General features: G+C 37.6%; 15 protein-coding genes and 1 pseudogene. 12 read left to right on the top strand and 4 right to left on the bottom strand.

Features of this window, described 5'->3' with window-relative positions:
• Window positions 1-108: 108 nt before the first annotated feature.
• The 7 genes and pseudogenes from A9996_RS11920 to A9996_RS11890 all read left to right on the top strand — a co-directional run bounded on the left by A9996_RS11920 (window position 109) and on the right by A9996_RS11890 (window position 12,531).
• Window positions 109-1,419, top strand: a complete 1,311-nt coding sequence (locus A9996_RS11920) for a sugar MFS transporter (RefSeq protein WP_066435117.1) — start codon at window positions 109-111, stop codon at window positions 1,417-1,419.
• Window positions 1,419-3,718, top strand: a pseudogene (locus tag A9996_RS11915) (GH92 family glycosyl hydrolase). The gene A9996_RS11920 and the pseudogene A9996_RS11915 overlap by 1 nt, the downstream one beginning before the upstream one ends.
• A gap of 412 nt (window positions 3,719-4,130) precedes the next feature.
• Window positions 4,131-6,113: a ligand-binding sensor domain-containing protein gene (locus A9996_RS11910; protein ID WP_066435115.1), complete on the top strand. Its 1,983-nt coding sequence runs from the start codon at window positions 4,131-4,133 to the stop codon at window positions 6,111-6,113.
• Window positions 6,031-8,163 carry a hybrid sensor histidine kinase/response regulator transcription factor gene (locus A9996_RS11905; RefSeq protein ID WP_066435104.1) on the top strand — a complete coding sequence of 711 codons (2,133 nt, stop codon included), beginning with the start codon at window positions 6,031-6,033 and terminating at the stop codon, window positions 8,161-8,163. Before A9996_RS11910 ends, A9996_RS11905 begins: the two co-directional genes overlap by 83 nt.
• 261 nt (window positions 8,164-8,424) lie before the next feature.
• Window positions 8,425-10,221, top strand: coding sequence for a T9SS type A sorting domain-containing protein (locus tag A9996_RS11900; protein WP_066435102.1), 1,797 nt, complete (start codon window positions 8,425-8,427; stop codon window positions 10,219-10,221).
• A 149-nt stretch (window positions 10,222-10,370) separates the two neighbouring features.
• Complete coding sequence (locus A9996_RS11895) at window positions 10,371-11,384, top strand: T9SS type A sorting domain-containing protein (RefSeq protein ID WP_169817255.1); 1,014 nt, start codon at window positions 10,371-10,373, stop codon at window positions 11,382-11,384.
• Between the two features lie 100 nt (window positions 11,385-11,484).
• Window positions 11,485-12,531 carry a T9SS type A sorting domain-containing protein gene (locus A9996_RS11890; RefSeq protein WP_066435098.1) on the top strand — a complete coding sequence of 349 codons (1,047 nt, stop codon included), beginning with the start codon at window positions 11,485-11,487 and terminating at the stop codon, window positions 12,529-12,531.
• 78 nt (window positions 12,532-12,609) lie between these two features.
• Here A9996_RS11890 and A9996_RS11885 read toward each other — a convergent pair whose 3' ends face one another.
• The gene (locus A9996_RS11885; RefSeq protein ID WP_066435157.1) at window positions 12,610-14,022 is read right to left on the bottom strand and encodes an aldehyde dehydrogenase family protein; all 1,413 of its coding nucleotides are present in this window, start codon (window positions 14,020-14,022) and stop codon (window positions 12,610-12,612) included.
• 170 nt (window positions 14,023-14,192) lie between these two features.
• Between A9996_RS11885 and A9996_RS11880 the strand changes: the two genes are divergently transcribed.
• Window positions 14,193-14,462 carry a hypothetical protein gene (locus tag A9996_RS11880; RefSeq protein ID WP_066435096.1) on the top strand — a complete coding sequence of 90 codons (270 nt, stop codon included), beginning with the start codon at window positions 14,193-14,195 and terminating at the stop codon, window positions 14,460-14,462.
• Window positions 14,463-14,530: 68 nt separating this feature from the next.
• On the opposite strand, the gene cphA is transcribed toward A9996_RS11880, so the two are convergent.
• Window positions 14,531-17,188: a cyanophycin synthetase gene (gene cphA, locus A9996_RS11875; RefSeq protein WP_066435094.1), complete on the bottom strand. Its 2,658-nt coding sequence runs from the start codon at window positions 17,186-17,188 to the stop codon at window positions 14,531-14,533.
• 209 nt (window positions 17,189-17,397) lie between these two features.
• Here cphA and A9996_RS11870 point away from each other — a divergent pair, with 209 nt between their 5' ends.
• The gene (locus A9996_RS11870; protein ID WP_066435091.1) at window positions 17,398-18,255 is read left to right on the top strand and encodes a cyanophycinase; all 858 of its coding nucleotides are present in this window, start codon (window positions 17,398-17,400) and stop codon (window positions 18,253-18,255) included.
• A 173-nt stretch (window positions 18,256-18,428) separates the two neighbouring features.
• Here A9996_RS11870 and A9996_RS11865 read toward each other — a convergent pair whose 3' ends face one another.
• On the bottom strand, window positions 18,429-19,364 hold the full coding sequence (locus tag A9996_RS11865; protein WP_066435085.1) for an isoaspartyl peptidase/L-asparaginase family protein: 936 nt from the start codon (window positions 19,362-19,364) through the stop codon (window positions 18,429-18,431).
• A gap of 272 nt (window positions 19,365-19,636) precedes the next feature.
• Here A9996_RS11865 and polA point away from each other — a divergent pair, with 272 nt between their 5' ends.
• From polA to A9996_RS11850, 3 genes are all read left to right on the top strand, one after another.
• Complete coding sequence (polA, locus tag A9996_RS11860) at window positions 19,637-22,489, top strand: DNA polymerase I (RefSeq protein WP_066435082.1); 2,853 nt, start codon at window positions 19,637-19,639, stop codon at window positions 22,487-22,489.
• A gap of 226 nt (window positions 22,490-22,715) precedes the next feature.
• Window positions 22,716-23,102: a (deoxy)nucleoside triphosphate pyrophosphohydrolase gene (locus tag A9996_RS11855; protein ID WP_083993940.1), complete on the top strand. Its 387-nt coding sequence runs from the start codon at window positions 22,716-22,718 to the stop codon at window positions 23,100-23,102.
• A complete protein-coding gene (locus tag A9996_RS11850) occupies window positions 23,099-26,239 on the top strand; it encodes a DUF3427 domain-containing protein (protein ID WP_066435080.1) in 3,141 nt (1,046 codons plus the stop codon). Before A9996_RS11855 ends, A9996_RS11850 begins: the two co-directional genes overlap by 4 nt.
• Window positions 26,240-26,272: 33 nt before the next feature.
• Here the strand turns inward: A9996_RS11850 and A9996_RS11845 are convergent, their stop codons facing one another.
• Entirely contained in the window at window positions 26,273-26,455 is a 183-nt protein-coding gene (locus A9996_RS11845; protein ID WP_146608939.1) for a hypothetical protein, read from the bottom strand.
• Between the last annotated feature and the right edge of the window lie 233 nt (window positions 26,456-26,688).

The raw sequence follows: 26,688 nt of genomic DNA, 5'->3' as shown, positions 1-26,688 counted from the left end.
CGAAGACGGAAGTTGTAAGACCAATTACGGATGCTTAAAGTTTGAAACCACAGATTCAAGAACAACAAAAACCACTAAAACCCCACAGAAACCACAGAAACCAAATCTATGAACCAACAAAAATCCTACCGATCGTCTTTCATCTTATTGACCATATTATTTTTCCTTTGGGGGTTTATAACGGTGTTGGTAGACTCGCTGATTCCAAGGCTTAAGGAGTTATTTACCTTGACATATTTTCAGGCAGGTATGGTTCAGTTCGCTTTTTTTGGAGCTTATTTTATATTGTCGATACCTGCCAGTTTTATTCTTTCTAAAATAGGGTACAAAAAAGGGATCATTTTAGGGTTATGCACCATGGCATTGGGTTGCTTACTGTTTTATCCTGCAGCATCGTATCGGGAATTTAGTATTTTTATGGTGGCTTATTTTATATTGGCTGGAGGGATTACCATTTTACAAGTAGCCGCCAATCCGTACGTGGCTGTTTTAGGAACTGAAGAAGGCGCCTCAAGCCGTCTAAACCTTTCCCAAGCGTTCAACTCTTTAGGAACGGCCATTGCGCCAATCATTGGAGCATTATTCATTTTAAGTGATAAAATTAAAACCACTGATGAAATTGCTATTTTAACTGATTCCGAAAAAGGGTTCTATCTAGCAACGGAAGCTTCGGCCGTTCAAAAACCCTTTGTTGGCTTGGCCATTTTCATCTTTATCATTGCGGGCATTTTCTTTTTTGCAAAACTTCCAAAATTGATCAATGACAACGTGGTTGGATCTTATAGAGATGCGCTAAAACATAAGAATCTCGTGATGGGCATTTTGGGTATCTTCTTTTATGTAGGTGCTGAAGTGGCCATTGGAAGTTATCTGGTCAATTACTTTTTAGAAATGAACATGGTAGAAGTCATCAAACAAAATGATTTTATGAAAGCTATTGTTGAAGGCATTTTAAGCACGGGCATTACGGAAAGTGACAGCAAAGCCATTGTCGGCGTGTTTGTAACATTCTATTGGTCCGGAGCAATGATAGGAAGATTTGCTGGCGCCTATCTGACCAAGATCATCAAGCCAGGAAAAGTACTGGGCATGTTTGCAGCCATTGCCATCCTCTTGATCCTGATTTCCATAGGCACCACAGGTTTGGTAAGTATGTGGAGTATTTTGGCGGTAGGCTTGTTCAATTCCATTATGTTCCCAACCATCTTTACCTTGGCCATTGATGGCATTGGTACACTGAAACCAAAGGCGTCAGGTATGTTGTGTACTGCTATTGTTGGGGGTGCTATTATTCCGCCGTTATTTGGATTTCTATCCGATGAGATCGGATTTAAATCGGCATTGTTTTTTGTTATAGTGTGTTATACCTATATTCTCTACTTCGGATTTAGAAATAGCAAAAAACAAGTCACTATATAATGAAAAAAGCACACCTATTATCCGCCATTTTTTTAGTCAGCAGTATAATAGGTCATTCTCAAAATTCTGAACTTGATTATACCCAATACGTCAATCCGATGATTGGTACCAGCAAAATGGGACATACGTTTCCGGGAGCTACGGCACCTTTTGGTATGGTGCAATTGAGTCCGCAGACGAATTTTCAGGTGATGTTTAAAGCTGATGGCAGCTACAACAGAGAAACTTATGAATATTGTGCAGGCTACCAACATAAAGACTCCACAATTATTGGTTTTGCACATACCAATTTTAGCGGTACGGGACATTCTGATTTGGGCGATTTTTTAGTGATGCCAACAACTGGCGACTTAGTTTTAGAGCCTCTAAAAACCGATGAAGATGAAAAAGGATTCTACTCTGAGTTTTCACATGATCAAGAAGAAGCCTCTCCAGGGTATTACAAAGTCAATTTGGACAGTTATGACATCAAAGCGGAATTAACCGCAAGTGATCGCGTTGGGTTTCATCAATATACCTTTCCAAAATCGGACAATGCACACATTATTCTAGACATGGTCTATAACGTTTACCATTATGACAATAAAAATGTTTGGACTTTTATTAGAGTTGAAAATGACTCGTTAATAACTGGTTATCGGCAAACCACAGGTTGGGCACGCACAAGAACAGTGTTTTTTGCAATGACGTTTTCAAAACCTTTCAAAGGTTATGGGCATAAAAAGTATGATGACATTAAATATAATGGCTTTTATAGAAGGTTTGATGAAAGTGAGAATTTCCCTGAAATGGCAGGAAAGGACCTTCGTGCCTATTTTGATTTTGATACTTCTGAAGGAGAACAGATTAAAATAAAATTCGCTTTGTCATCCGTCAGTACAGAAGGTGCTTTAAAAAATTTGGAAGCCGAAATTCCTCATTGGGATTTTGAGAAAACCAAAGCAGAAACCAAAGCCAAATGGAACAAAGAACTCTCCAAAATTGAGGTCAAAACCATGATGCCCGAAGATAAAATTACATTCTACACTGCTTTGTACCATACCAACCTTTCACCAATTATTTACCAAGATGTTGATGGACAATACCGTGGTCTCGACCAAAATATCCATACATCAGATGGCTTTACCAATTACACCATTTTTCACTTTGGGACACCTATCGTGCGTTGCATCCATTGTTCAATATTACACAACCGCAACGCAACAATGATATGATAAAATCCATGTTGGCACATCACAACCAAAGTGTACACAATATGTTACCCATTTGGAGCCATTACGCCAATGAAAACTGGTGCATGATTGGGTATCATGCCACTTCTGTTATTGCCGATGCCATGGCAAAAGGTGTGGGCGATTTTGACAAGGAACATGCTTTGCAAGCCTCTATAAATACATCGAATGTGGATTATTTTGATGGCATTGGTCTCTATAAAGAATTCGGATATATTCCTGAAGACAAAAACGGCTCTTCAGTATCAAAAACTTTGGAATATGCCTATGACGACTGGTGTATTGCACAAATGGCGAAACAACTTGGTCATACTACCGCAGAAAAGGAATACATGAATCGGTCCACCTATTATGAAAATGTTTTTGACGCTACCATCGGCTTTATGCGACCTAAACTTTCTGATGGCAACTTCAAAAAAGAATTTGATCCCTTGGACACGCACGGACAAGGATTTATAGAAGGAAATGCTTGGAATTACGGTTTTTATGTCCCTCAAAATATTGACCACCTTATCGAGCTAATGGGTGGAAAAGACCGTTTTAGTCGGCACTTAGATTCCCTGTTCACTATGAAGTTAGAGGATAAATACATCGAAAAAAATGAAGACATCACAAGAGATGGTTTGATTGGTAATTATGTTCATGGCAACGAACCTTCGCATCACGTGCCCTATATGTACAATTGGACGAATGATGCCTATAAAACCCAGGCGCGTGTGCGAATGATTATGAGCACAATGTATGGGCCAACCGTTGAAGGTTTGTGTGGTAATGATGATGCTGGCCAAATGAGTGCATGGTATATTTTTAGCAGTCTCGGGTTTTATCCCGTAACTCCAGGTTCCTCAGATTATGCTTTGGGAAGTCCGTTGATAAAGGAAGCCAAAATCCATTTGGATAATGGAAAAACGTTGACCATAACTGCAAAAAATCAGAGCGAAAAAAATGTATATGTGAAAAGAGTGACCATTTATGGCAAAACATTAGAAAGCACCTCAATTTCCCATCATGATATAATGAAAGGTGGTGAACTGATTTTTGAAATGAGTTCATCACATAATAATTAAAGAATAGTTAAAATAAGAAACTCTCCTGATTTCCAATGGATTTAAGGTAACGACAAACAAGATTTTCAAATGTGTTATAATATTGCTGTGAATAAAAAGAACTTAACTAACAACTCTGCCATTCATGAATTTTTTAGTATAACCATATGTCACAATGGGAAGAATGAAAATTTACAGGCAGATTATTTTAGTAAAGGATAGTCAAACACAAAACTCTTCAAAATCATTCAAATTCCAATATACTTTCAAATTCCGACTTGATTTCTAACAGAAAAAACCAACCATACAGAAACACGGTTAATCCATACATTATAAGACCAGCATCATATTAAAAGTAATTACCTTTATTACACATTAAAGGTGTTATCAGCAACTTTTCTTGCTTTTAGTGTGTCTCAAAAAAGCTGTGATCTTGAAAAAAAATGTGCTCCTCATTTATGTTTTTTTGCTTTTGAATAATGCTCTCCTATTATCTCAAAACGTCACACATTTTCATTTTGGTCTTGACAATGGTTTGTCTCAAGAAACTATCAGAACGTTTACCAAAGACGACAAAGGTTTTCTTTGGATTGGTACACAAGATGGTCTCAATAGATTTGATGGGAATGTTTTTACCGTTTACAAAAATAACAAGAAAGACACTTTAAGCCTTCATGAAAATTACATCAATAAAATTTTCCAAAGTTCGGATAGTAAATTATGGATTGGAACTGCTACCCACGGCATTTCATATTACAACAATAAAACGGACTCTTTTTACAAAATTGGCCTCAATAATGGTTATTGTACTGGTTTTGCTGAAGACAACAAAAACAGGGTTTTTACTACTTTTTTAAATGGAGAAATTGCTGTGATTTCATCGACATCAAAAGCCGTAAAACATCAAATCATTACCTATTTTAAAAAACGGAATCTCCAACTCACATCCATCCTTTATGACAAACAAAATGATGCTCTTTATGTTTCTACAATTGATGGCAAATTGTTCAAATTCAAATACACAAACAATGATGCTAATCTAAAAGTTGAAGAAGTCCCACTTAATAGCCAATTTGGGAGTATCAATAAATTCATAATAACGAAAAATTACATTTGGTTGGGAACTGCCATGGGACTTTATACATATGACCAAAAAACTAAAACTACAAAAAAGTGTCGCGTAAAAAATACCGATGATTCCAGCCCCTCTAATTTATTCATCGAAGTCATAAAAGAAAAAAACAACATTCTATATGTAGGAACTGACAATGGCTACTATGAACTTTCTGATTTTAATTATCAAAGCGGAACTTTTAGCACTATTTCGAGCTATTTTGGCGACCAAAAAGACGATACAGTTATCACATCAAATAGAGTGAATGATATTTTGGTAGAACCTGATTTTATCTGGATTGGCACCAACAAACTCGATGCGATCTCTAAGGAAAAACCAGTTTTTAATCTTATCAATAACAAATCAAAAATTGCGCTTTTTAATGATCATGTATTCTCAATTTTAAAAACTAAAGACTACCTGTTTTTAGGTACAATAAATGGTCTAAATTGCATTGATACTAATGGAAATGTTACGGTAATTACTCAAGAGAGCAGTCAGAATCAACTTGCTTATAACGTTATCAGATATCTTATTGTTGATGATAAAAACAACTTGTGGATTACCACTACAAGAGGTGTTTCTGTTATTTCCTTATCTGATTTCAATCCAAAAAAACCTAAAATTAAATCCATGTATCATGACCCAAATGACGCCACATCATTGAGTAATGATAAAACAAGAGGTCTTTATTTAGACCACCACAATAGCGTTTGGGTGACCACTTATGGAGGTGGCATTAACAGATTCACAGGCAATTTGAAAAATGATAATTTCACTTTTGAACGTTATGTTAGCTCTCCCAATCCTCACAGTATTAGCGCCGATATTGCTTTTAATATCACTCAGGACAAAAACGAAACATATTGGATCACAACTAACAATGGACTGAACACTCTAAAATTCAATGCCAATTATTCCCAACCTATTTTTGAGAATTTCTTAAGTGATACTCAAAATGAAGAAACCTTAAGTAGTAGCAGCATTTTACAAACATTTCACGACTCAAAAGGAACACTATGGGTCGCTACGCAAGATGGGTTGAACAAATATCTTGGAAATAAAAAATTCAAACGTTATGGCATGGATGAAGGTTTAAGCAACACTTTTGTATATAGCATTCTTGAAGATCAGCAAAACAATTTATGGTTATCGACCAATGGCGGTCTTTTTCGCTTTAATCCAGAACATGAAGTTTTTACAAACTATACTGTAAAAGATGGATTGCAAAGTTCTGAATTTAATTTGGGTGCCCAGTTTTATAGACGCTTCAAACAATACACTTTACTTTGGTGGAGTTGATGGTTGCAACTATTTTAATCCAGAGGAAGTTGAAAAATTAGATAAAGAAGGATCTCTAAAATTCACAACTTTAAAAGTTAAAAATGAGCCCATTAATCCATTATTAAATCCAAATATCATTTCTGAAAATATAACGACTGTAAAAACAATAACACTCAATCACGATGATTTTCCCGTAAATCTTACGTTTTCAGAAATGGATTTTAGGGGCAATAAAAACAATTCTTTTGTATATAAATTGCTTCCCGGAAACAGTAGTTGGAACGACTTAAACACTGGTCAAGACTTGCAGCTCATTGGATTATCAAAAGGGACATACACGCTACAAATACAAGGCAAAACGAGAGATAAACTTTGGCAGAAACCACCATTAGAACTAATCATAGAAGTGACCCCCCCCTGGTACACTAGTAATTTGGCTTATTCAATTTATCTATTGACGTTTCTATCTGTAGTGTTTGCTTTTTATCGTATCAGTTTACAACGCCAAATTGCGTATCAAAATTCCAAACGTCTTCAAGATTTAGACGAACTGAAATCGCGTTTTATCACCAATATCACCCACGAATTTAGAACGCCTTTGACCATTATTTTAGGTTATTTAGGCAATTTAAAATCGCGTTTTTCTAATAAAGACGAGGTCAGCACATCACTCGAAACCATCGAACAAAATAGTAATAATCTATTAAATTTGGTGAATCAGATGCTCGACTTGACGAAATTAGAGCAGGGAAAATTAAGCTTGAAATTGGTTCAAAATGACATTGCTTCGTATATAGAACATAGTGTTGATAGTTTTATGAGCATCGCTGAAGATAAAAACATCGCTTTAAAATTTGAATCCAATCCAGATATAATTATCATGGATTTCGACGCCGAAAAAATACGACAGATAGTAACCAACCTCATCTCAAATGCCATCAAGTTTTCCTCTGAAAATTCTATGGTCACAATAACGGTTGAAAGACAAAATGAAGAAGCCATTGTAAAAATAAAAGATGAAGGATTAGGTATTGCTAAAGACCATATACCTTACATCTTTGATCGCTTTTATCAAATTGAAAATAGCACCTCTAAAATATCCCAAGGTACAGGTATTGGGTTAGCATTGACCAAAGAACTTGTACTTTTATTAAGAGGAAACATCAACGTAGCATCAAAAGTAAACCAAGGGACAACGTTTACGATATATCTTCCAATTACCAATACTGGTGAGTCAAAACGCATAGAATTTGAACCTTTTCATCATACTATTGGCCAAACTTACGTCCCTGAATTAGATGAACTAATCATTCCGGAAGACACAAATTCCGTACTTATTGTTGAAGACAATAAAGACATGGCACGCTATATTGCTTCCTGTTTGCAACCACACTACAAAGTGTCTTTTGCAAAAGATGGACAAGAAGGTTTTAAAAAGGCCGAAGAAAACATTCCAGATATTATCATTACGGATGTGATGATGCCTGTGATGGACGGTTTTGAGCTTACTCAAAAATTACAGAGCGCTACAAAAACAAATCACATTCCAATAATAATGCTGACCTCAAAAGCCATGCAAGAAGATCGATTGGAAGGAATTTCAAGTGGTGCAGATGCCTTTTTGACCAAACCTTTTCAAAAGGAAGAATTACTCATACAAATGCAAACGTTGATTCGTAAACGTCAACAATTACAAAGCTCCTACACTTTTGAAAAGCTTTCAGAAAAAACCCAACAAAAAGCACCAGATAAAAATGTTGCATTCTTAAACCATGCCATCGAGGTTATACAGGAACAGATTGAAGATTCCGAATTTAATTCCAACGAACTTGCAAAAGCGTTAACCATGAGCGATTCCCAACTTTACCGAAAACTGAAAGCCATTTCAGATTTGAGCACCTCTTTGTTCATTAGAAAAGTGCGTTTGGAAAAATCAAAAGAGCTTTTAAAAACTACCCATCTTTCTGTTTCAGAGATTGCCTATGCCACAGGTTTTAATGACCCAAATTGGTTCAGTAAAGCATTTAAGGAAGCTTATGCGATGACTCCTACTGACTATCGAGATTAGAAGTTATCCTAAAAAAACTCTCAAAACCCTTGATTTTATTAGTATGACGAAATACTCCCTGTATTTGCATAAATAGTCCACGCCGTTTTTTAATAGCTAATTTAGATTTGTAGAGCTATTAACCCAAATCGTTTTACAATGAAAACTTCACCTTTATAAAGCATCAAGACTACTGACAGCTTTACATAAATTATGTCCTGATAATCTACGAATCCCTCAAGTGCTTTAACACATTATTTAACCTTTTTAAAACATTTAGACATGAAAAAATATTATGTTCTATTCGCAATTCTTTTAATTACCCTTGCATCATTTGCTCAACCCAAAAACGATGATTGCACAGGCGCTGAAGTTATAACTGTAACTAATGTAGCATCTACCGTAAATTTTGATATTGTCACAGCTGCATTAACCAATCAAACCATTTGTGCAACAACAACAAATTTTGCAGATGTATGGTATCAATTTACAATGCCGTTTAATGGCAATGTATATGTTGATGGTTTTACAGGTTGGAACAACTTTGCATTATATGATGCCTGTGGCGGCAACCAAATAATGTGCATCAACAATAGTGGACTGCTTCAAAATTTGACGGCCAATACAGTTTACACGCTTCGGGTTTATAGAACTTCAACCTATGCAACAAATCCAAACAATCAATTATTTTCCATACAAGCGTTTCAAGAAGTAACCAATGACGATTGTAATACGGCCCAAACCATTGCAGTCACAACCAATAGCACTACCGTAAATTTTGAAATTGCAGGAGCTCACATCAACTATGAAGCAGGTTGCGGAAGCAGTACACCCAAAAATTATAGTGATATTTGGTATGACTTTACCATGCCAGTCGATGGGAATATATACATCAGCGGTGGATTGGCCACAAACAACTTTGCCCTTTATGATATGTGTAACGGCACTCAAATGGGTTGTTTTATCCAAAGTGGGCTTTTTACAAACTTAACATCAGGCAGCACTTATAAACTTCGTGTGTTCAGAACTTCCACCAATACCGCCTCTAACCTTTTTAAATCTTTTACTATACAAGCGTTTCAAGAAGTGACCAATGACAATTGCGAAAACGCTCAGCCCATTGCTGTAACCACTAATAGCACAACAATAGATTTTGAAATTGCAGGTGCCAACATCAACAATGAGGTCGGTTGCGGAAGTAGTACAGCTCAAAATTATGCTGATATTTGGTACGATTTTACAATGCCAGTAAATGGGAATCTACACATTGATGGCGGTTTAGGCGTGAACAATTTTGCCCTATATGACACTTGTAACAGCACACAAATAGATTGTTTCATTCAATTTGGGCTGTTCTCAAATTTGACATCAGGCAACAATTACAAACTTCGGGTGTTCAGAACTTCTGGCAATGCTGCAAATACGCTTTTTAAGTCATTTACCATTCAAGCTTTTGAACATCCAGCAAACGATGCGTGTAGCAATGCAGGACCCATTTCAGTATCCACAACAGAATTGATGGTAAATTTTGAAATTCGTGGTGCTTCCATTGCCAATCAATTAGGTTGTGAAGGAAATTCCAATCAAGATTATGCTGATATCTGGTACAATTTTACAATGCCTGAAGATGGAGCAATCACTATTGATGGTTTTTTCAGCGGAAACTATTTTGCTTTATATGACGCATGTGATGGCATAGAAATAGCTTGCTTTAATGACACTTCGAGAATTTCCAATTTAGCATCTGGCAGTAACTTTAAACTTCGCCTATTTAGAACCTTGGAAAACTTAACAGAGATAGGAATTAATTCGTTCAGTATTATTTTGGAATCTGAATTAGGTGTCTCAGATGAATCACAGAACGTGGTAAAACTATATCCCAATCCAGCCACAGAAACAGTCCATGTTTCATCCGTTTTCCCTTTGGACAAAATAGAGATGTTTGATATTTTGGGACAACAAATAATAACAGTATATAACACCAATTTAGTTAATGTTGGCAAATTAAAAGCTGGAGTTTACTTCATAAAAATACATACCCCAAACGGATCGGTACCCAAAAAAATGATCAAAAAATAAAGTAAAGGTTCATAGGTAAACTTCCGCTTCAAAGAAGTGACATGTGCAGACCATCAAAAAACGTATTCATTCTATCAAATGTATGTTTAACAATTTTAAAAAAAAATTAAGCCATGAAAAAAATTTATGTATCAATCGCAATTCTTCTTATGACCCTTACATCCTTCGCACAACCCGCAAATGATGATTGCTCAAACGCAGAAGTTCTGACTATTTCTACCGACGACAACGTAACCGTAAATTTTAACCTGTCTTCAGTTAATATAGAAGATAACCAAATCTATTGCAGTTCTTCTTCAACCTATGCATCTGCCGATGTATGGTATCAATTCGAGCTGCCTTTTGATGGCAGTATAATTATTAATAGTACATACTCCAATTTAAATTTTTACAATTTATTTGATGCTTGTGGAGGAACTATGATATGTCCAGCTGAAGGTGGGTGGTTTCCAAATTTAACTGCAAATACGGTTTATCTACTGCGCGTTCTTAGATTGCAAAATTTTCTAACCGGTAATCCACAATTTACCATACGGGCTTTTCAAAGAGCGATTAATGATACCTGCGATACAGCCGAAACTATTACGGTGACCACCAACTCCACTCCCGTATTTTTTGTAATTGCAGGTGCATTTCTGAACTACGAAGAATATTGTTCAGGACTTTTTGCAGACATCATCGACATCTGGTACGCTTTTACTATGCCAATAGATGGAGATATACTCATCGGTTCTGGTGGCGACAACAGTTTTGCTCTCTATGATACCTGTAATGACACACCTATATATTGTAATGTGGAAATGGGTGGTATATATCAAAATTTGACAGCAGGCAGCACATATAAACTTCGAGTGTTCAGGTCTTCTTCTTATTCCGATGAAATACCTAACGAATTATTTAGAATTAGTATTGATCCCACTTTAGGCATCTCAGATGAATTACTGAACGACATAAAAATATATCCCAATCCAGCCACAGAGACCATAAATATTGCATCAGCTTTTCCTCTTGATAAAATTGAAATATATGATATTTTGGGACAACAAATAACAACAGCATATCACAATAATGTAGTTAATGTTGAGAAGTTTTCTGCTGGAGTTTACTTCCTGAAAGTATACACTCCTGAAGGATTTGTATTAAAAAGAATAGTCAAAAAATGAAACAAAGGTCAAAATCCAAAAACTGCTTTAAGGAAATTATATGTCCAGATAATCAATAAAATTTTTATAACATATGTCTCACCATTAAAAACATTTAGCCATGAAAAAATGCTATTTATTACACGCAATTCTTTTAATGCCCCTTGCATCATTTGCGCAACCCGCAAATGACGATTGTGCAAACGCACAAGTATTATCTATTTCCAACAGTATTATAACCGTGCCTTTTGATATTAATACCGCTGTGATAAGTAATCAACTCATTTGCAATTCAACATCAAATTATGCAGATGTATGGTATAAATTTACCATGCCTTACAATGGCAATGTAAATATTGATAGTGGTAATGGAATAAATAATTTTGCCTTATATGATGCTTGTGGCGGAAATGAAATTTTATGCATTAACTTAAGAGGATTGCTTCCAAATTTGACGACCAATAGCGTTTATTTACTGCGTCTTTTTAGAACTGCATCAAATGCATCAGATCCAGCAAATCAATCATTTACCATACAAGGGTTTCAAGAAGTAACCAATGACGATTGTAGTACAGCCCAAACCATTACTGTATCTACCAACAGTACTACTGTGAATTTTGAAATTGGAGGCGCCCACATTAACAATGAAGTAGGATGTGAAGGAAGCACGCCTAAAACCCATGCCGATGTCTGGTACGATTTTACCATGCCCATCAATGGGGATATAAAAATTAGTAGTGGTTTTTCAATAAATAATTTTGCGCTCTATGACGCTTGCAACGGCTTACAAATAGGTTGCTCCATTACAAATGGATTGTTCCAAAACTTAACGTCAGGCAGCACTTATAAACTGCGAATGTACAGGCTTTCCTCCAATGCCTATTACCCTCTTTTCAAATCATTTAACATTAGTGTTGATTCTGCTTTGGGCATCTCAGACAAATCACAAAACGATATAAAAATATATCCCAACCCAGCCATAGAAACCATAAATATTTCATCCGCTTTTCCTTACGAAAAAATTGAAATGTATGATATTCTGGGACACCAAATAAAAACAGTATATAACACCAATGAAATAAATGTGAGTAAGCTTTCCGAAGGAGTATACATCCTAAAAATATATACACCTAAAGGATTTGTATCAAAACAAATGATTAAAAAATAATTAAAAATCAGGTCGAGTGCTGCGGAGATTATTTCAAGTTAGTTAAAATTCAATGCTAACTTGATTGCGCTCGACCTTTTAAAACCACTTCAAAGTCAAATCAATCAATTTCTGCTTAAAATTGGTATAAGGTGGCCTTAACAAATCTGTTGCGCCAATAGTGTGTTGCTTCATAAATGCACGTCTATTTGAAAATGCTTCAAATCCAAAAAATCCATGAGATTTTCCAATACCACTATTATTACTGCCACCAAAAGGCAGATTATGGTTTAAAAATTGGAGCAGATTATGGTTCACGCAACCACTTCCTGCCCTGGTATTGTCCATGATATAGTTGATATGCTTTTTGTTTTTACTATAAATATAAAGTGCTAAAGGTTTTTCTTTTGAATTGATATAATCCACTGGTTCTTGTAGGTTTGAATAGAGCTTCACCGGAAGAATAGGCCCAAAAATTTCGTCTTGCATCAATTTTGAATCTTCTGGAGCTTCAAACACCAAGGTAGGTTCAATATAATTATCACTGGCATTAAAGGCGCCTCCCGAAGCAATGTTGCTGCCGTTATGTTTCGCTTCTTCGATATAAGAAGTCAAACGTTCAAAATGTTTTTGGTTGACAATACGGCAATAGGATTCTGACTGTTCTGCTTGATCTGAATAGAACTCCGCAATTTTCGATTTGAAAAGCGTGGTGAATTTTTCCTTTAAACTAGAATGTAATAGCACATAATCAGGAGCAATACAGGTTTGGCCCGCATTGGTAAACTTACCAAAAATGATCTTTTCAACCGCTTTTTCTAAGTTGGCAGAGGCATCAATAATGGTGGGTGACTTCCCGCCCAGTTCTAAGGTTACAGAACTCAAATGTTTTGAGGCAGCTTTCATAACTATTTTGCCCACTTGCGGCGAACCTGTAAAAAAGATATGGTTAAAAGGCAACTTCAAGAGGTTTTCAGCAACCTCAACTTGGCCTTCAACAAGTGCCACTTCATCTTCGTTAAACAAAGCCGTTATAATTTCTGACATCACTTTTGAGGCATTCGGGGTCATTTCAGAAGGTTTTAAAATTACCGTATTCCCGGCGGCAATGGCAGACACCAAGGGCCCAAAAGTCAAGTTGATCGGAAAGTTCCATGGAGAGATAATCAAACACACGCCTTTAGGTTCATGTTTAATATAGGAGGAAGCGCCGAGTAATGCCAACGGCGTATCGACCTTCTGATCCTTCATCCACGATTTTAAATTGCTTTTGGCAAATTTTATTTCGGTCAGCACCGGATAAATTTCAGTCAGATCTGTCTCCAAAAAAGGCTTTTTAAAATCGGCATATAGGGCTTCCCGCAGCTTTTGTTTGTAATCAACTTCCAAAGCGTTTTTAAGAGCCTCCAGTTTTTTGAGGCGTTCTTTATAAGTGGTGTTGCCTATGTTTAACTGGTTCGCTTTTTGCCGATTGAAAATTCCGTAAAACGGATTGTCTTCTAATTCTTCCATTTTGCCATTTGTATTTATTGGGCTGAGCCCACTTTTATGTAGTTCATCGGTATTTTTTGAGAAGGAATTCACCTTATCCGTTTATCGATGTTATTTGTCTAATATATTCTTTTTGAAAACGCTTGTTTCGTTTCTTTAACTAATAATTAATCCGAATCCCTCCCTGAACTATGAAAAATATACTGATCATACTATCATTTATCGCCTTTCCAATCTTAACTTTTGGTCAGGATGCGCCTCAGAATACACCAAAACAAACTGATGTTATTACTGTTGAAGCTTTCAAAGTGGCGCAAGAAACAGAAAACCAAATTGCGGTTGGCACCTATTCAAAAACTGATGTGACCCATTTGAGCTATAAAAAAAGCATTGAATTGATCAGCATCAAAGCTTACAGAAAAAGTCTTCAAATTAGAGTGAAAGAAGTTATAAACTGTTAGTAGGAAATTCCAAAGGTTCATACCATATAATCAAAGAGACACTTTTGAAAAGAAGTGTCTCTTTTTTTTTACTTATTTGGAATGTCCCGGGTTGAAAATTCATAGAGTCTATTGGCTTCTTCCTCCTTCAACTGTTGCACAAGTTGCAAAACATCAGGAACAACATCACTACAAATCACAATCAAGGCATCTTTTTGGGCGTTTTTTATAGCGAATGTGGCTGCCTCTTTTTCATTGGGAATGATGGTTGTTTTTTTATGGGGATCCCTCATTTTTATACCTGCTTCCAGCATATTAATAAGTTCAAATTCTGTCCGTCCCCTTAGATTTTTATCTTGGCGGATGATGATTTCATCAAACATATCTGCAGCAATACTGCCTATCTCATTGGTGTCTTGCTCACGTCTATCCCCTACTCCTGCGATAATTCCCACTTTGATACTCGCATCAATGTTTTCAATAAATTTTTGCAATGCACGCATTCCTGCCGGGTTGTGAGCATAATCCAACAACACTTGGAAATCTTTAAATTGGAACAGATTTAATCGCCCAGGTGTTTGTGCCGGAGACGGAATAAACGTCTCCAAAGACACTTTCATCTCATCGATGGTAAACTTTTGGATGTATGCTGTCAGGACTGCAGGCAACACGTTTTGGATCATAAAACTTGCCCGTCCGCCAAAGGTTAACGGCACGTTGACGGCTTTAATAATCCGCATTTTCCATTCGCCCCTGCACACCGTAATGAAACCGTGCTCATAAACTGCGGTAAGGCCTCCCAATTTTTGCATGGCTCTGATCCGTGGATTATTTTCATCCATCGAGAAAAGCGCCACGTTACATTTTAAACTGCGTCGCATCTCATAGACCAAATCATCATCTGCATTTAAAATAGCATAACCATCGGGTGCCACGGTTTCAGGAATGACGCCTTTAACTTTGGCCAATTGCTCGATGGTATGGATCCCTTTGAGACCCAAATGATCTGAAGCCACATTGGTTACGATGCCAATATCACAATTATGGTAGCCCAATCCAGCTCTCAAGAGTCCGCCTCTTGCGCTTTCCAGAACGGCAAAATTGATGGTCGGGTCTTTCAATACAAACTCGGCACTTGCAGGTCCTGTACAATCGCCTTTCATCAGCAATCTATTTTGAATGTACACGCCGTCACTAGTGGTATATCCTACTTTCAGACCTTTCATTTTTGCCATGTGGGCAATAAGCCGTGTGGTGGTCGTTTTGCCATTGGTCCCCGTTACAGCCACTATCGGAATTCTGCTAGTCGCACCACTAGGGAATAATTTATCTATGACATGTGCAGCCACATTGCGGGGCAGTCCTGAGGTAGGCGCTAAATGCATTCTGAACCCAGGGCCTGCATTAACTTCTAAAACTGCACCTCCAGTTTCTTCAAGAGGTTTGCTTATATCTGTGGTCATCACATCAATACCACAAATATCCAAATCAATAATTTTAGAAATCCGCTCTGCCATAAACACATTTGCGGGATGCACCATATCCGTTACATCTTCAGCAGTACCTCCAGTGCTCAAATTAGCGGTATCCTTCAACAAGAGACGCTCATTTTCAATTAGAACGGAATCCAATGTATAGCCACTCGCCTTAATGATACCTAGGGTCAACTCATTTACTGTAATTTGAGTCAGTACATTTTCATGACCATAACCGCGACGAGGATCTTTATTGACCTCATTGATAAGTTCTTGTATGGTAGAATTTCCATTGCCCACCACATTTGCGGGAGTTCGTTTGGCTGCCGCCACCATCACATTATTGATAACCAGTATACGATAATCGTGACCAACAACGTGTTTTTCGATGATGATCGCCCCACTTTTAGAACTTTCCTTGGCGCTATTAAACGCCACCAAAGCGTCAGTATAATTTAATATATTGACCGTAATACCGCGCCCATGATTGCCATCAACCGGTTTGACAACCAAGGGAAAACCCACGTACTGGCAAGCTTCTTCAAGGCTACTTTCTTTTCTAATAATTGTGCCACGTGGCGTTTGAACTTCGGCTTGCTCCAAAAGGTATTTCGTATCTTCCTTATCACATGCCAATTCTACACCTATACTACTCGTTTCACTGGTAACCGTGGCCTGAATACGTTTTTGATTGGCGCCATAACCCAATTGGCACAAGGAATATTTGTTTAGACGAATCCAAGGAATCCCTCTAGACGCCGCTTCTTCCACAATAGATCCAGTACTTGGGCCCAAACGTTCTACTTCACGAAGCTCACGCATTTTTTGGATTGCGTCAGTCAAATCATATGTTTTTCCTATAATGAGCGCTTCACAAATCTCTACGGCTAATTGTGCGGCATATCTGCCAACAGATTCTTCCATATAGGCAAAAACCACATTATAAACGCCTTTTTCACCATAACCACGCGTGCGCCCAAAACCAACATCCATGCCTGCCAAGGTTTGAATTTCTAAAGCAATATGCTCAACAATGTGCCCCATCCAGGTGCCTTCTTCCACACGTTCAAAAAATCCTCCCGCAGTTCCAACTGAGCAGCGGTGTTCATACATTGTTGGAAATAATGCTTCGAGACGGTCTTTAAAACCTTCAATTTTATCAGATGGCCGTTCTTCCATTTCTTCAAGATCCAATACCATAACTATCAATTTATGACGGCGTACCGACCAATAATTAGGACCTCTCATTGCATTAATCTCGCGTATTTTCATAAAATCTTTGGTTTGATGATTAAACTGTCTCAATGGATGTAGGGCTCACAATAGGCTAAACTGTCTGACCTTCGCTTCATTCGGTACCACTGATCCAATTGGACTTTTAGAGGTTTCTAAATTTCCCTTTTTTCGACATTTCATAAATATAGAATTAATTTTTATTAAATAAGTTTAATTTTGCAAATTGATAATCATACGTATTGATAATGACAGTAAAAGGAATATTGATTCCCATCGGTGGAAATGAAGACAAGGGTTTGGTAGCTAAACCATCTTATAAAATGGATTTTATTTCAGATGGGATCTTATCACATGTAGTAAAAGAAAGTGGCGGCACCAAGGCTAATATTTTAGTCCTTCCGGCAGCGTCAAGCATTCCAGAAGAAGTGGGAGACAACTATATACAGGCGTTTAAAACGTTAGGCTGCAACAATGTTAAAGTGCTCCACATTAAAAAAAGAAAGCATGCTGATAAGCCTGAGTTTTTAGAGGCGCTGAAGCAAGCTGATTGTGTGATGTTTTCTGGTGGCGACCAACGGAAAATTAGCGCCAAGATCTATGGTTCTGAATTTCATAAACTTCTCACGGAAAAATATCAACATGAAGCTTTTGTTATTGCGGGTACCAGTGCTGGAGCGATGGCGATGGCCAAAGAAATGATTTCTGGCGGAAGCAGTAAGGAGGCATTTATTAAAGGCGCCGTTCAAATGTCGCAAGGATTGGAGTTGATACCAGAGTTGATTATTGACACCCATTTTATACAAAGGGGACGCTTTGGTCGTCAGAGCGAGGCTGTGGCAAAATTCCCAAAGCTGTTGGGTATTGGTTTGGCCGAAGACACCGGACTAATAATCAAAAACGGAAAGGACATTAAAGTGATTGGTTCTGGAATGGCGATTGTTTTTGATCCTCAACATATTGGGCATAATAATGAAAAAGTATTGAGAGAAGGCACCCCAATGACTATGACCAACCTGATTGTGCACATTTTGGCTAATGGCGACCGATTTGATATTGAAACACGGGAAGTGAAAGTGCTCCCTATTGAGGCGCCTTTTGTTTAAAAGTTGTTGTTGCACAGAGATACGCAGAGGTTTCACGGAGATGCGCTGAGAATACTTTTGTAAAGAGTTTCATCTATACAACACACAGCTAAACGCCAAGCTTCTCAAGCGCTTACTCTTAATCGAACTTTCCCCATACTTTTTTCTCAATTCGTTGTGCTTAATACTATAGGCTACTTATAGATAGAAATCTCTCCCTCTCCATCCGAAGTCCTAAAAGCCCGATACATCCCTTCCGTATTAAAAGGCATGGCAATATTCCCTTGAGCATCAACAGCAATCAAGCCGCCATCACCACCAATTTTGAGAATTCGTTTATAAATGACTTCATTGGCTGCCTCTGCTACTGAAAGTCCCTTAAATTCCATCAAACAAGACACATCATAAGCTACCACTCCCCTGATAAAGTATTCGCCACTGCCGGTACAACTTATCGCACAGGTGTTGTCATTGGCATAGGTTCCTGCACCAATCATGGGACTATCGCCAACGCGACCCCATTTTTTATTGGTCATCCCGCCGGTTGATGTGGCTGCTGCGGTGTTGCCATTTTGATCACAAGCCACGGCACCCACAGTCCCAAACTTGCCTTCTTTTTTGACACTATGGTCTAACTGAAACCCTTCCGTATCCTTAATGCCTTGCCACTGTTGGTAACGCACCTCATCGTAAAAATATTCAGGATTTAAAATCTCGTGTCCGTTACTTTTTGCAAACGCCATGGCGCCGTCTCCCGCCAAAAACACATGGTAACTTTTGTCCATAACGTCTCGTGCCAAAGCCACCGGATTTTTGATTCCTGTCACTAAAGTCACGGCTCCCGCCTTCAGGGTTTTCCCGTCCATAATGGCAGCGTCCATTTCGTGGGTACCTTCATTGGTAAAAACGGAACCTTTCCCAGCGTTGAACAAAGGTGTATCTTCCAACAGTCTTACTGCTGTTTCAACGGCATCCATCGCAGTTCCGCCATTCTCTAAAATTTTATAACCTGCGGTCAGCGCAGTTTCTAAAGCTGCTTTATAGCTGGCCTCCAGTTCTTGAGTCATCAATCCTTTTACCAGAGTACCTGCGCCGCCATGAATGGCAATACTATATTTTTTATTCTTCATTTATATGTTCTATTGTAGATCGTCAAGCTTCAAAAATACGGCTACATTTTTTATTTATGGCGTCAGAGCGAAGACATAATACGTCATAATCCATTTTCAGACACAGATTTCACAGATTGGCACGGATACAGGACTCTAGACCTTGTAAAATCTGTAATAACATTCTCTAAAACTGACTTCAAAAAAACACGACATAGAAAGCTTTCGGGTTTTAAAATTCTGAAAGGTCTGATAAGTTTTTCGTAGTTTTATAGACTTCAAAAAAACGAACAATGTCCGAACAAAAACGCCTATTTCTAGTGGATGCCTACGCCCTCATTTTCAGAGGGTATTACGCTTTTATAAAGAACCCAAGAATCAATTCAAAAGGAGAAGATACCTCAGCCATTATGGGGTTTATGAACTCGTTACTGGATGTGATCAAAAGAGAACGCCCTGACCATTTGGCCGTATGCTTTGATAAGGGCGGCAGTGCTGATAGGGTAGAAATGTATGAAGCCTACAAAGCCAATAGAGATGAAACCCCTGAGGGCATCCGAACCGCAATTCCGCACATCTGTAAGATCCTTGAAGCGATGCAAATCCCCATCATGGTCAAAGAAGGTTTTGAGGCTGATGATGTGATCGGCACGCTTTCAAGACAGGCAGAAGCCCAAGGTTATAAAACCTATATGGTGACGCCCGATAAGGATTTTGCCCAATTGGTAACTGAAAATACATTTATGTACCGACCTAAATCTTTTGGTGGCGGTTATGAAACTTGGGGCATTGCTGAAGTTCAGAAAAGGTTTGAGGTCGAAACGCCACTACAGGTCATCGATTTTTTAGGCATGATGGGCGATTCTTCAGATAACATTCCCGGGTTGCCTGGCGTAGGCGAAAAAACAGCCAAAAAGTTTATCAAACAATACGGCAGCATGGAAAACCTTTTGGCAAATACCCATGAGCTGAAAGGCAAGATGAAAGAAAATATTGAAGCCAATAAAGAACTCGGTTTGCTTTCCAAAACCTTAGCCACCATCATGTTGGATGTGCCGGTCACGTTTTGCGAAAAGGACTTTGAAATGTCTGAGCCTGATATTGAAGCCGTCAAAAATATTTTTCAGGAATTGGAATTTAGGCGCCTCACCGATAATTTTCTAAAAACTTTCGCCCCAGAAGCCAGCAACGGTACAACACCTGCGGCTGCAACAACGGCTTCAGTGGCGTCCAACACAGCTAGTAATTCAGCGGGTTCAGGTCAGTTTTCATTGTTTGGAGGAGACGCCACGGCAGCTAGTGACCAAAACGCCACGGTTTCAGAATTTACACGTCACACCTCAGCATCATCCTCTCATTTTTATCAAAGTGTCGCAAGTGGCATGGCCACAAAACTGTTCCTTCAAAACTTGATGAAACAATCCAGCGTATGTTTTGACACTGAAACGACTGGCCTAGACCCCATCATTGCTGAACTGGTTGGCATTGCATTTTCATGGGAAGTCGGCAAAGGCTTTTATCTCCCGTTTCCAGAAGATAAAAATGAGGCACAAGAACTAATAGAGCAACTGCGCCCGTTTTTTGAAAGTGAGACGATTGAAAAAGTAGGTCAGAACTTAAAATATGACATCAAAGTCCTTCATAAATACAACATTCAGGTTAAGGGTAAATTGTTTGACACCATGTTGGCACATTACCTGATCAATGCAGATATGCGCCATAATATGGAGGTGCTGGCCGAAACCTATCTGAATTACACCCCCATTTCTATAGAAACATTGATTGGCAAAAAAGGCAAAAACCAATTGTCCATGCGCGATGTGCCTTTAGATAAGCAGACCGAATATGCCGTTGAAGATGCTGACATCACCCTACAACTCAAAGAACATTTTGAAAAGGAATTGGGAGAAGCCAATACCCAAAAGTTATTTGATGAGATTGAAATTCCGTTGCTGCGCGTACTTGCTGACATGGAATTGGAAGGCATTAATTTGGATGAACAATTCCTGAATTCGCTTTCTGAAAAGTTAGACAATGACATCAAGACCTTAGAAGCCAATATTTATAAGGAAGCGGGCGAAGAATTCAACATTGCCTCCCCAAAACAGTTGGGAGAAATTCTCTTTGACAAACTCAAATTGGTGGCCAAACCCAAAAAGACCAAAACGGGCCAATATGCCACGGGTGAAGATATTTTGTCCTACTTGGCAAAAGACCATGACATCATTCAGCATATTTTGGAGTACCGCGGGCTCGCCAAACTGAAAAGCACCTATGTAGATGCCTTACCAAATCAGGTGGAACCTTCAACGGGCCGTGTCCATACTGATTATATGCAAACCGTTGCTGCTACCGGTCGATTGAGCAGCAATAACCCTAATCTCCAAAACATTCCCATTCGTACAGAACGTGGCCGTCAAGTGCGAAAGGCTTTTATCCCAAGAGACGACAATTACACCTTATTGGCGGCCGATTATTCACAAATCGAACTCCGGATTATCGCCGCATTAAGCGAAGAAGAAAACATGATCAACGCCTTTAAGAATGGTGAGGATATTCACGCTTCAACCGCCTCAAAAGTGTTTGGAGTGCCGCTTGAAGAAGTCACCCGAGAGCAACGTAGCAATGCCAAAACGGTCAATTTCGGAATTATTTATGGCGTCTCGGCATTTGGGTTGAGCAATCAAACCGATTTATCCCGAAGTGAAGCCAAAGAATTAATTGACACCTATTACGCCACCTATCCTAAACTGCGCGATTATATTGCGGAACAAGTGGATTTTGCCAGAGAGCACGGTTATGTGCAAACCGTTTTAGGGCGTCGTCGTTATTTAAAAGACATCAACTCCCGAAACGCTGTGGTTAGAGGTGCCGCTGAGCGTAATGCCGTCAACGCCCCAATCCAAGGGAGTGCGGCCGATATTATTAAAGTGGCCATGATCAACATCCACAAAAAGCTGGAGGACGGACAATTCAAAACCAAAATGCTGCTTCAGGTGCATGATGAGTTGGTGTTTGATGTGTACAAACCAGAATTGGAGGACATCAAAAAAATGGTAAAGACAGAAATGGAAAGTGCGTATACGCTGACCGTACCTTTGGATGTGGATTTGGGGGTTGGAGCGGATTGGCTGGAGGCGCATTGAGGATAGAATAAATTGGAGTGTTAGAAGATTAAGATTTGGAATTTGGGCGCCTGCCTGCCGGCAGGCAGGTTACCCGAAAAGGGTCGGGCTATCCGTTACAAGTCCTCGCTCGTGCCTCGCTGTGGGCTTTCCCCCCGACGCTTCGGGGCTATCCCTAACGCAACATAGTGATGAAATTGAGAAGTTTGAAGAAGTACATTGTATCTATAAAATAATATAAACAACATTGAAGACCATTTCTGTCACGTGTGCAATTATTTACTTTGAAAATAAAATCTTGGCAGTTCAAAGAAGTGAGACAATGAAACTTCCTTTGAAATGGGAATTTCCAGGTGGTAAAATTGAAATGGGAGAGTCTGAGATTGACTGTGTAAAACGTGAAATACTAGAAGAATTAAACATTCACATTAAAATAAAGCAAAAACTTACCTCAGTAAATCATCAATATTCTGATTTCAGAATTAATTTGATACCTTTTATTGCTGAATATATTTCTGGCGAGTTAAAATTAAAAGAGCATTCTGCCCATGTCTTATTGGATAAGAATGAATTATACAAATTGAATTGGGCGGAAGCTGACCTGCCTATTTTAAAAGAATTTACTGCATTATGAACCAAGGTATTTATGAGGAGTTAGTAACACAACTTATTTCCGAAAAACTAAAAGAACTCAATAAAGATAAATTCTTCGTTAAAAAAAAGGCAATTGACAAAGAAGAGGCTTCAAGTTTTCTTTCCAAACATTTATCGCGCACCTTGAAATACGCCTTTGAAACCATCTCCGGTAAAAACAAAGTAGCGCAGCAAATTGAAATCGCAAACAAAGTCATTAGACTTTTAAAAGAAGAACTTAATAAACAAGATTTTAATGACGATTTAATAACTGTGGAAGGCGAAATATTGAGTGCTGTGTTTTCTAAAACTGATGCTCACTTTTCAAATTTAGACTTGCATCTTAAAGAAATCACACCTTATACAAGACTTACTCATAGCGAATTATTTACTGGAGGAAATAGTGGGCTCTCATTAGAAAGTGAACTCAAAAAAGAAATCCTCTCTTCAAATCAAATTAACTTATTAGTTTCTTTTATAAAATTTAAAGGAATAATAATTCTCGAAAAAGAATTAAAAGAGTTTACAGAACGTGGTGGCAAACTAAAAGTAATAACCACCACTTATATGGGTGCTTCAGATTACAAAGCCATCCAATTGTTAGCATGTCTTGAAAATACGGAAGTGAAAATTTCTTATAATACGAGTAATGAAAGACTTCACGCTAAGGCCTATTTGTTTTATAGGAACACTGGATTTCACACGGCTTATATAGGCTCGTCAAACTTTTCTAGATCTGCATTAACGGATGGTTTAGAATGGAATTTAAAAGTTACAACTAAAGAGGTCAGCCATATTATTAGTAAATTCCAGAAAACATTTGATGCTTATTGGCAAAGTGATGATTTCGAATTATTTGATGAATCTATTCATAAAGAAAAATTAATCGATGCTTTAAAGCAAAGTAAAATTGGTAAGGCTTATGAAAACAATACTGCTTTTTTCGATATAAAACCATTTCCTTATCAAAATGAGGTATTAGAAAAACTGGAAGTAGAAAGAACAGTTCATAACAGATACAGAAATCTTATAGTTGCAGCAACAGGAACAGGAAAAACGGTTATTTCAGCATTTGATTATAAACGTTTCAAACAAAATAACAAGTCTTCAAAACTGCTATTTCTAGCACATAGAAAAGAAATAATACAGCAATCTCTTTCCACTTTTCAAGGTGTTTTACGCGACAATAATATCGGAGAGCTATGGGTTGACGGAATGGTTCCTGATAATTTTGAAGTGGTTTTTGCTTCCGTTCAATCCGTAAATAATCAACTTCAAAGTGTGAATTTATCACCTGATTACTATGATTATATAATTATTGATGAATGCCATCACCAAAAAGCAAAAAGCTACAGACAAATAATCAATTATTTTAAACCAAAAGTACTTCTTGGTCTTACTGCAACGCCAGAAAGAATGGATGGTGGAGATATCTTAGAGGATTTTAATAACAAAATCGCGGCAGAAATCAGATTGCCAGAAGCAATGAATAGAAAACTGCTTTGTCCTTTCCAATACTTCGGAATTACTGATAGTATTGATTTATCTCTCGTAAAATGGGTAAGAGGAAGATATGTAGCTAGTGAATTAACCAATATTTATACGGAAAATGATAGAAGAGTTAGAGAAATTATTGACGCTTTAGAAAAATACACTAGAGATATTAATGATGTTAGAGCTTTAGGATACTGTGTTTCTATGGAACATGCTAAGTATATGGCCGAAAAATTCACACTGGCAGAATTAAAAGCAGACTACTTAACAACTGACAACAGTAAAGATCGCGCTCAAATCCGTCAGAAATTAGAAAAAAAAGAAATCAATTACCTATTCGTTGTTGATATTTTTAATGAAGGAATCGACATCCCACAAATTGATACCTTACTCTTTTTAAGACCGACCGAAAGTCTGACTATATTTTTACAACAATTAGGAAGAGGGTTACGATTGTATGAAGACAAAGATTGTTTAACTGTTTTAGATTTTGTTGGAAATTCGCATTCTGAATATAATTTTGAAAGTAAATTTAGAGCACTTATAGGAAAAACTAATACAACAGTTGTTAAAGAGTTGGAAGATAACTTTCCACATCTACCATTAGGATGTTCTATAATTCTAGAAAAAAGAGCAAAAGAAACCATTCTCAATAATATTACTTCTGCTACCTCTTTAAATAAAAATAAGCTCATTCAAAGAATTCAGCAGTTTCAACATGACACCACATTGCCCTTAACCATTGGAAATTTTAGTAAATTCTATAATATTCCATTAGAGTCCATTTATAAAAGAGAAAGCTGGAAACGTTTGTGTCAACTTGCAGGAAAAATAGATGATTTTGATTCTAAAAACGAAAAAGCAATTGTATCTGCAATTGCAAAAAAATGGCTCTCCACCAATTCTTTAAGTTATTTTAGTTTCATTTTAAAAATTGCCAAGCAGAATTTCAACATCGATATTTCTCAATTTAATGAAAATGAAAAAACCATGCTTTTGATGTTACATTATGATGTGTGGCAAAATGAAGGAGGCTTTGATTCATTAGAAAAAAGTATAAATCAAATTGGAAACAATCTCATACTAGTTAAAGAAATTAGAGAAGTATTAGAGTTGTTAATCGAAAAAATAGACTTTAAAGAACTAGCTATTGACCTACCATACGAACAACCTTTAAAATTACATAGTCGCTATACTAGAGACCAAATTCTAGCTGCTTTCAGAATTAGTAGTTTTGAAAAAAGATCGTCAAACAGAGAAGGAGCCGCTGAGAACAAAGACTTAAATACCGAGCTGTTATTTATAAATCTCATTAAATCAGAGGAAGACTTTTCACCCACAACTATGTATGATGACTATGCCGTAAATGACTTGTTATTTCATTGGCAAACGCAAAACTCGGCACGTCCTGATACTGGAAAAGGTTTATCTTATGTTAACCATAAAAAGCAAGATAAACGAATTCTTCTTTTTGTTCGCGAAAAAGCTAAAAATGAATTTGGAAACACCTTGGGATATGTATTTGTTGGTGAAGGAGAATTAAAAGATCATTATGGCTCTAAACCAATGAGCATAAATTGGGCACTTAATGAGCCTATGCCTCATTATCTTTGGAAAGACGCTGCTAAACTATCTGTTGGGTAACTTTTGATTTAATACTCTGGTATGAGTACGAATTTATCCTGCAATTTTCACGTTAGCCAAAAACCCATCGAGCTCCTCATCCGTACCAAACGTAAAATCACACTCAGCCTTACTCTGAAAGAAGTTGATCAAATCCAAATGATTTTTGAAAACCCTAAAGGAGTTGCCTTCATAGTTATAAATAAAAAAGACTTGACTTAATCTTCCTTTTGGCACAAGCACAGTTTTCAAGCTTCTTGAGGACCTTAATTTCCCCTTATGTACGGCTTTAAAGTATTTACAGGATAACGATAGTTTGAAAATGTGACTATAAAATTTCTCCTCCATTTATGGTTAATCCGCTACTTTTCTCCTTAGGGATGGCAGTTCTTCCTTAAAAATATTGCTGACAGACTCCCACAACTAGTTTGACTGGAAATCCTCAAAAAAACAAGTTGTTTGAAAACCAA

Source organism: Gelidibacter algens, assembly GCF_001678675.1.
Classification (GTDB): domain Bacteria; phylum Bacteroidota; class Bacteroidia; order Flavobacteriales; family Flavobacteriaceae; genus Gelidibacter; species Gelidibacter algens.
The sequence above is the reverse complement of the archived record's forward strand: the minus strand, read 5'-3'. Positions and strand labels throughout refer to the sequence as shown.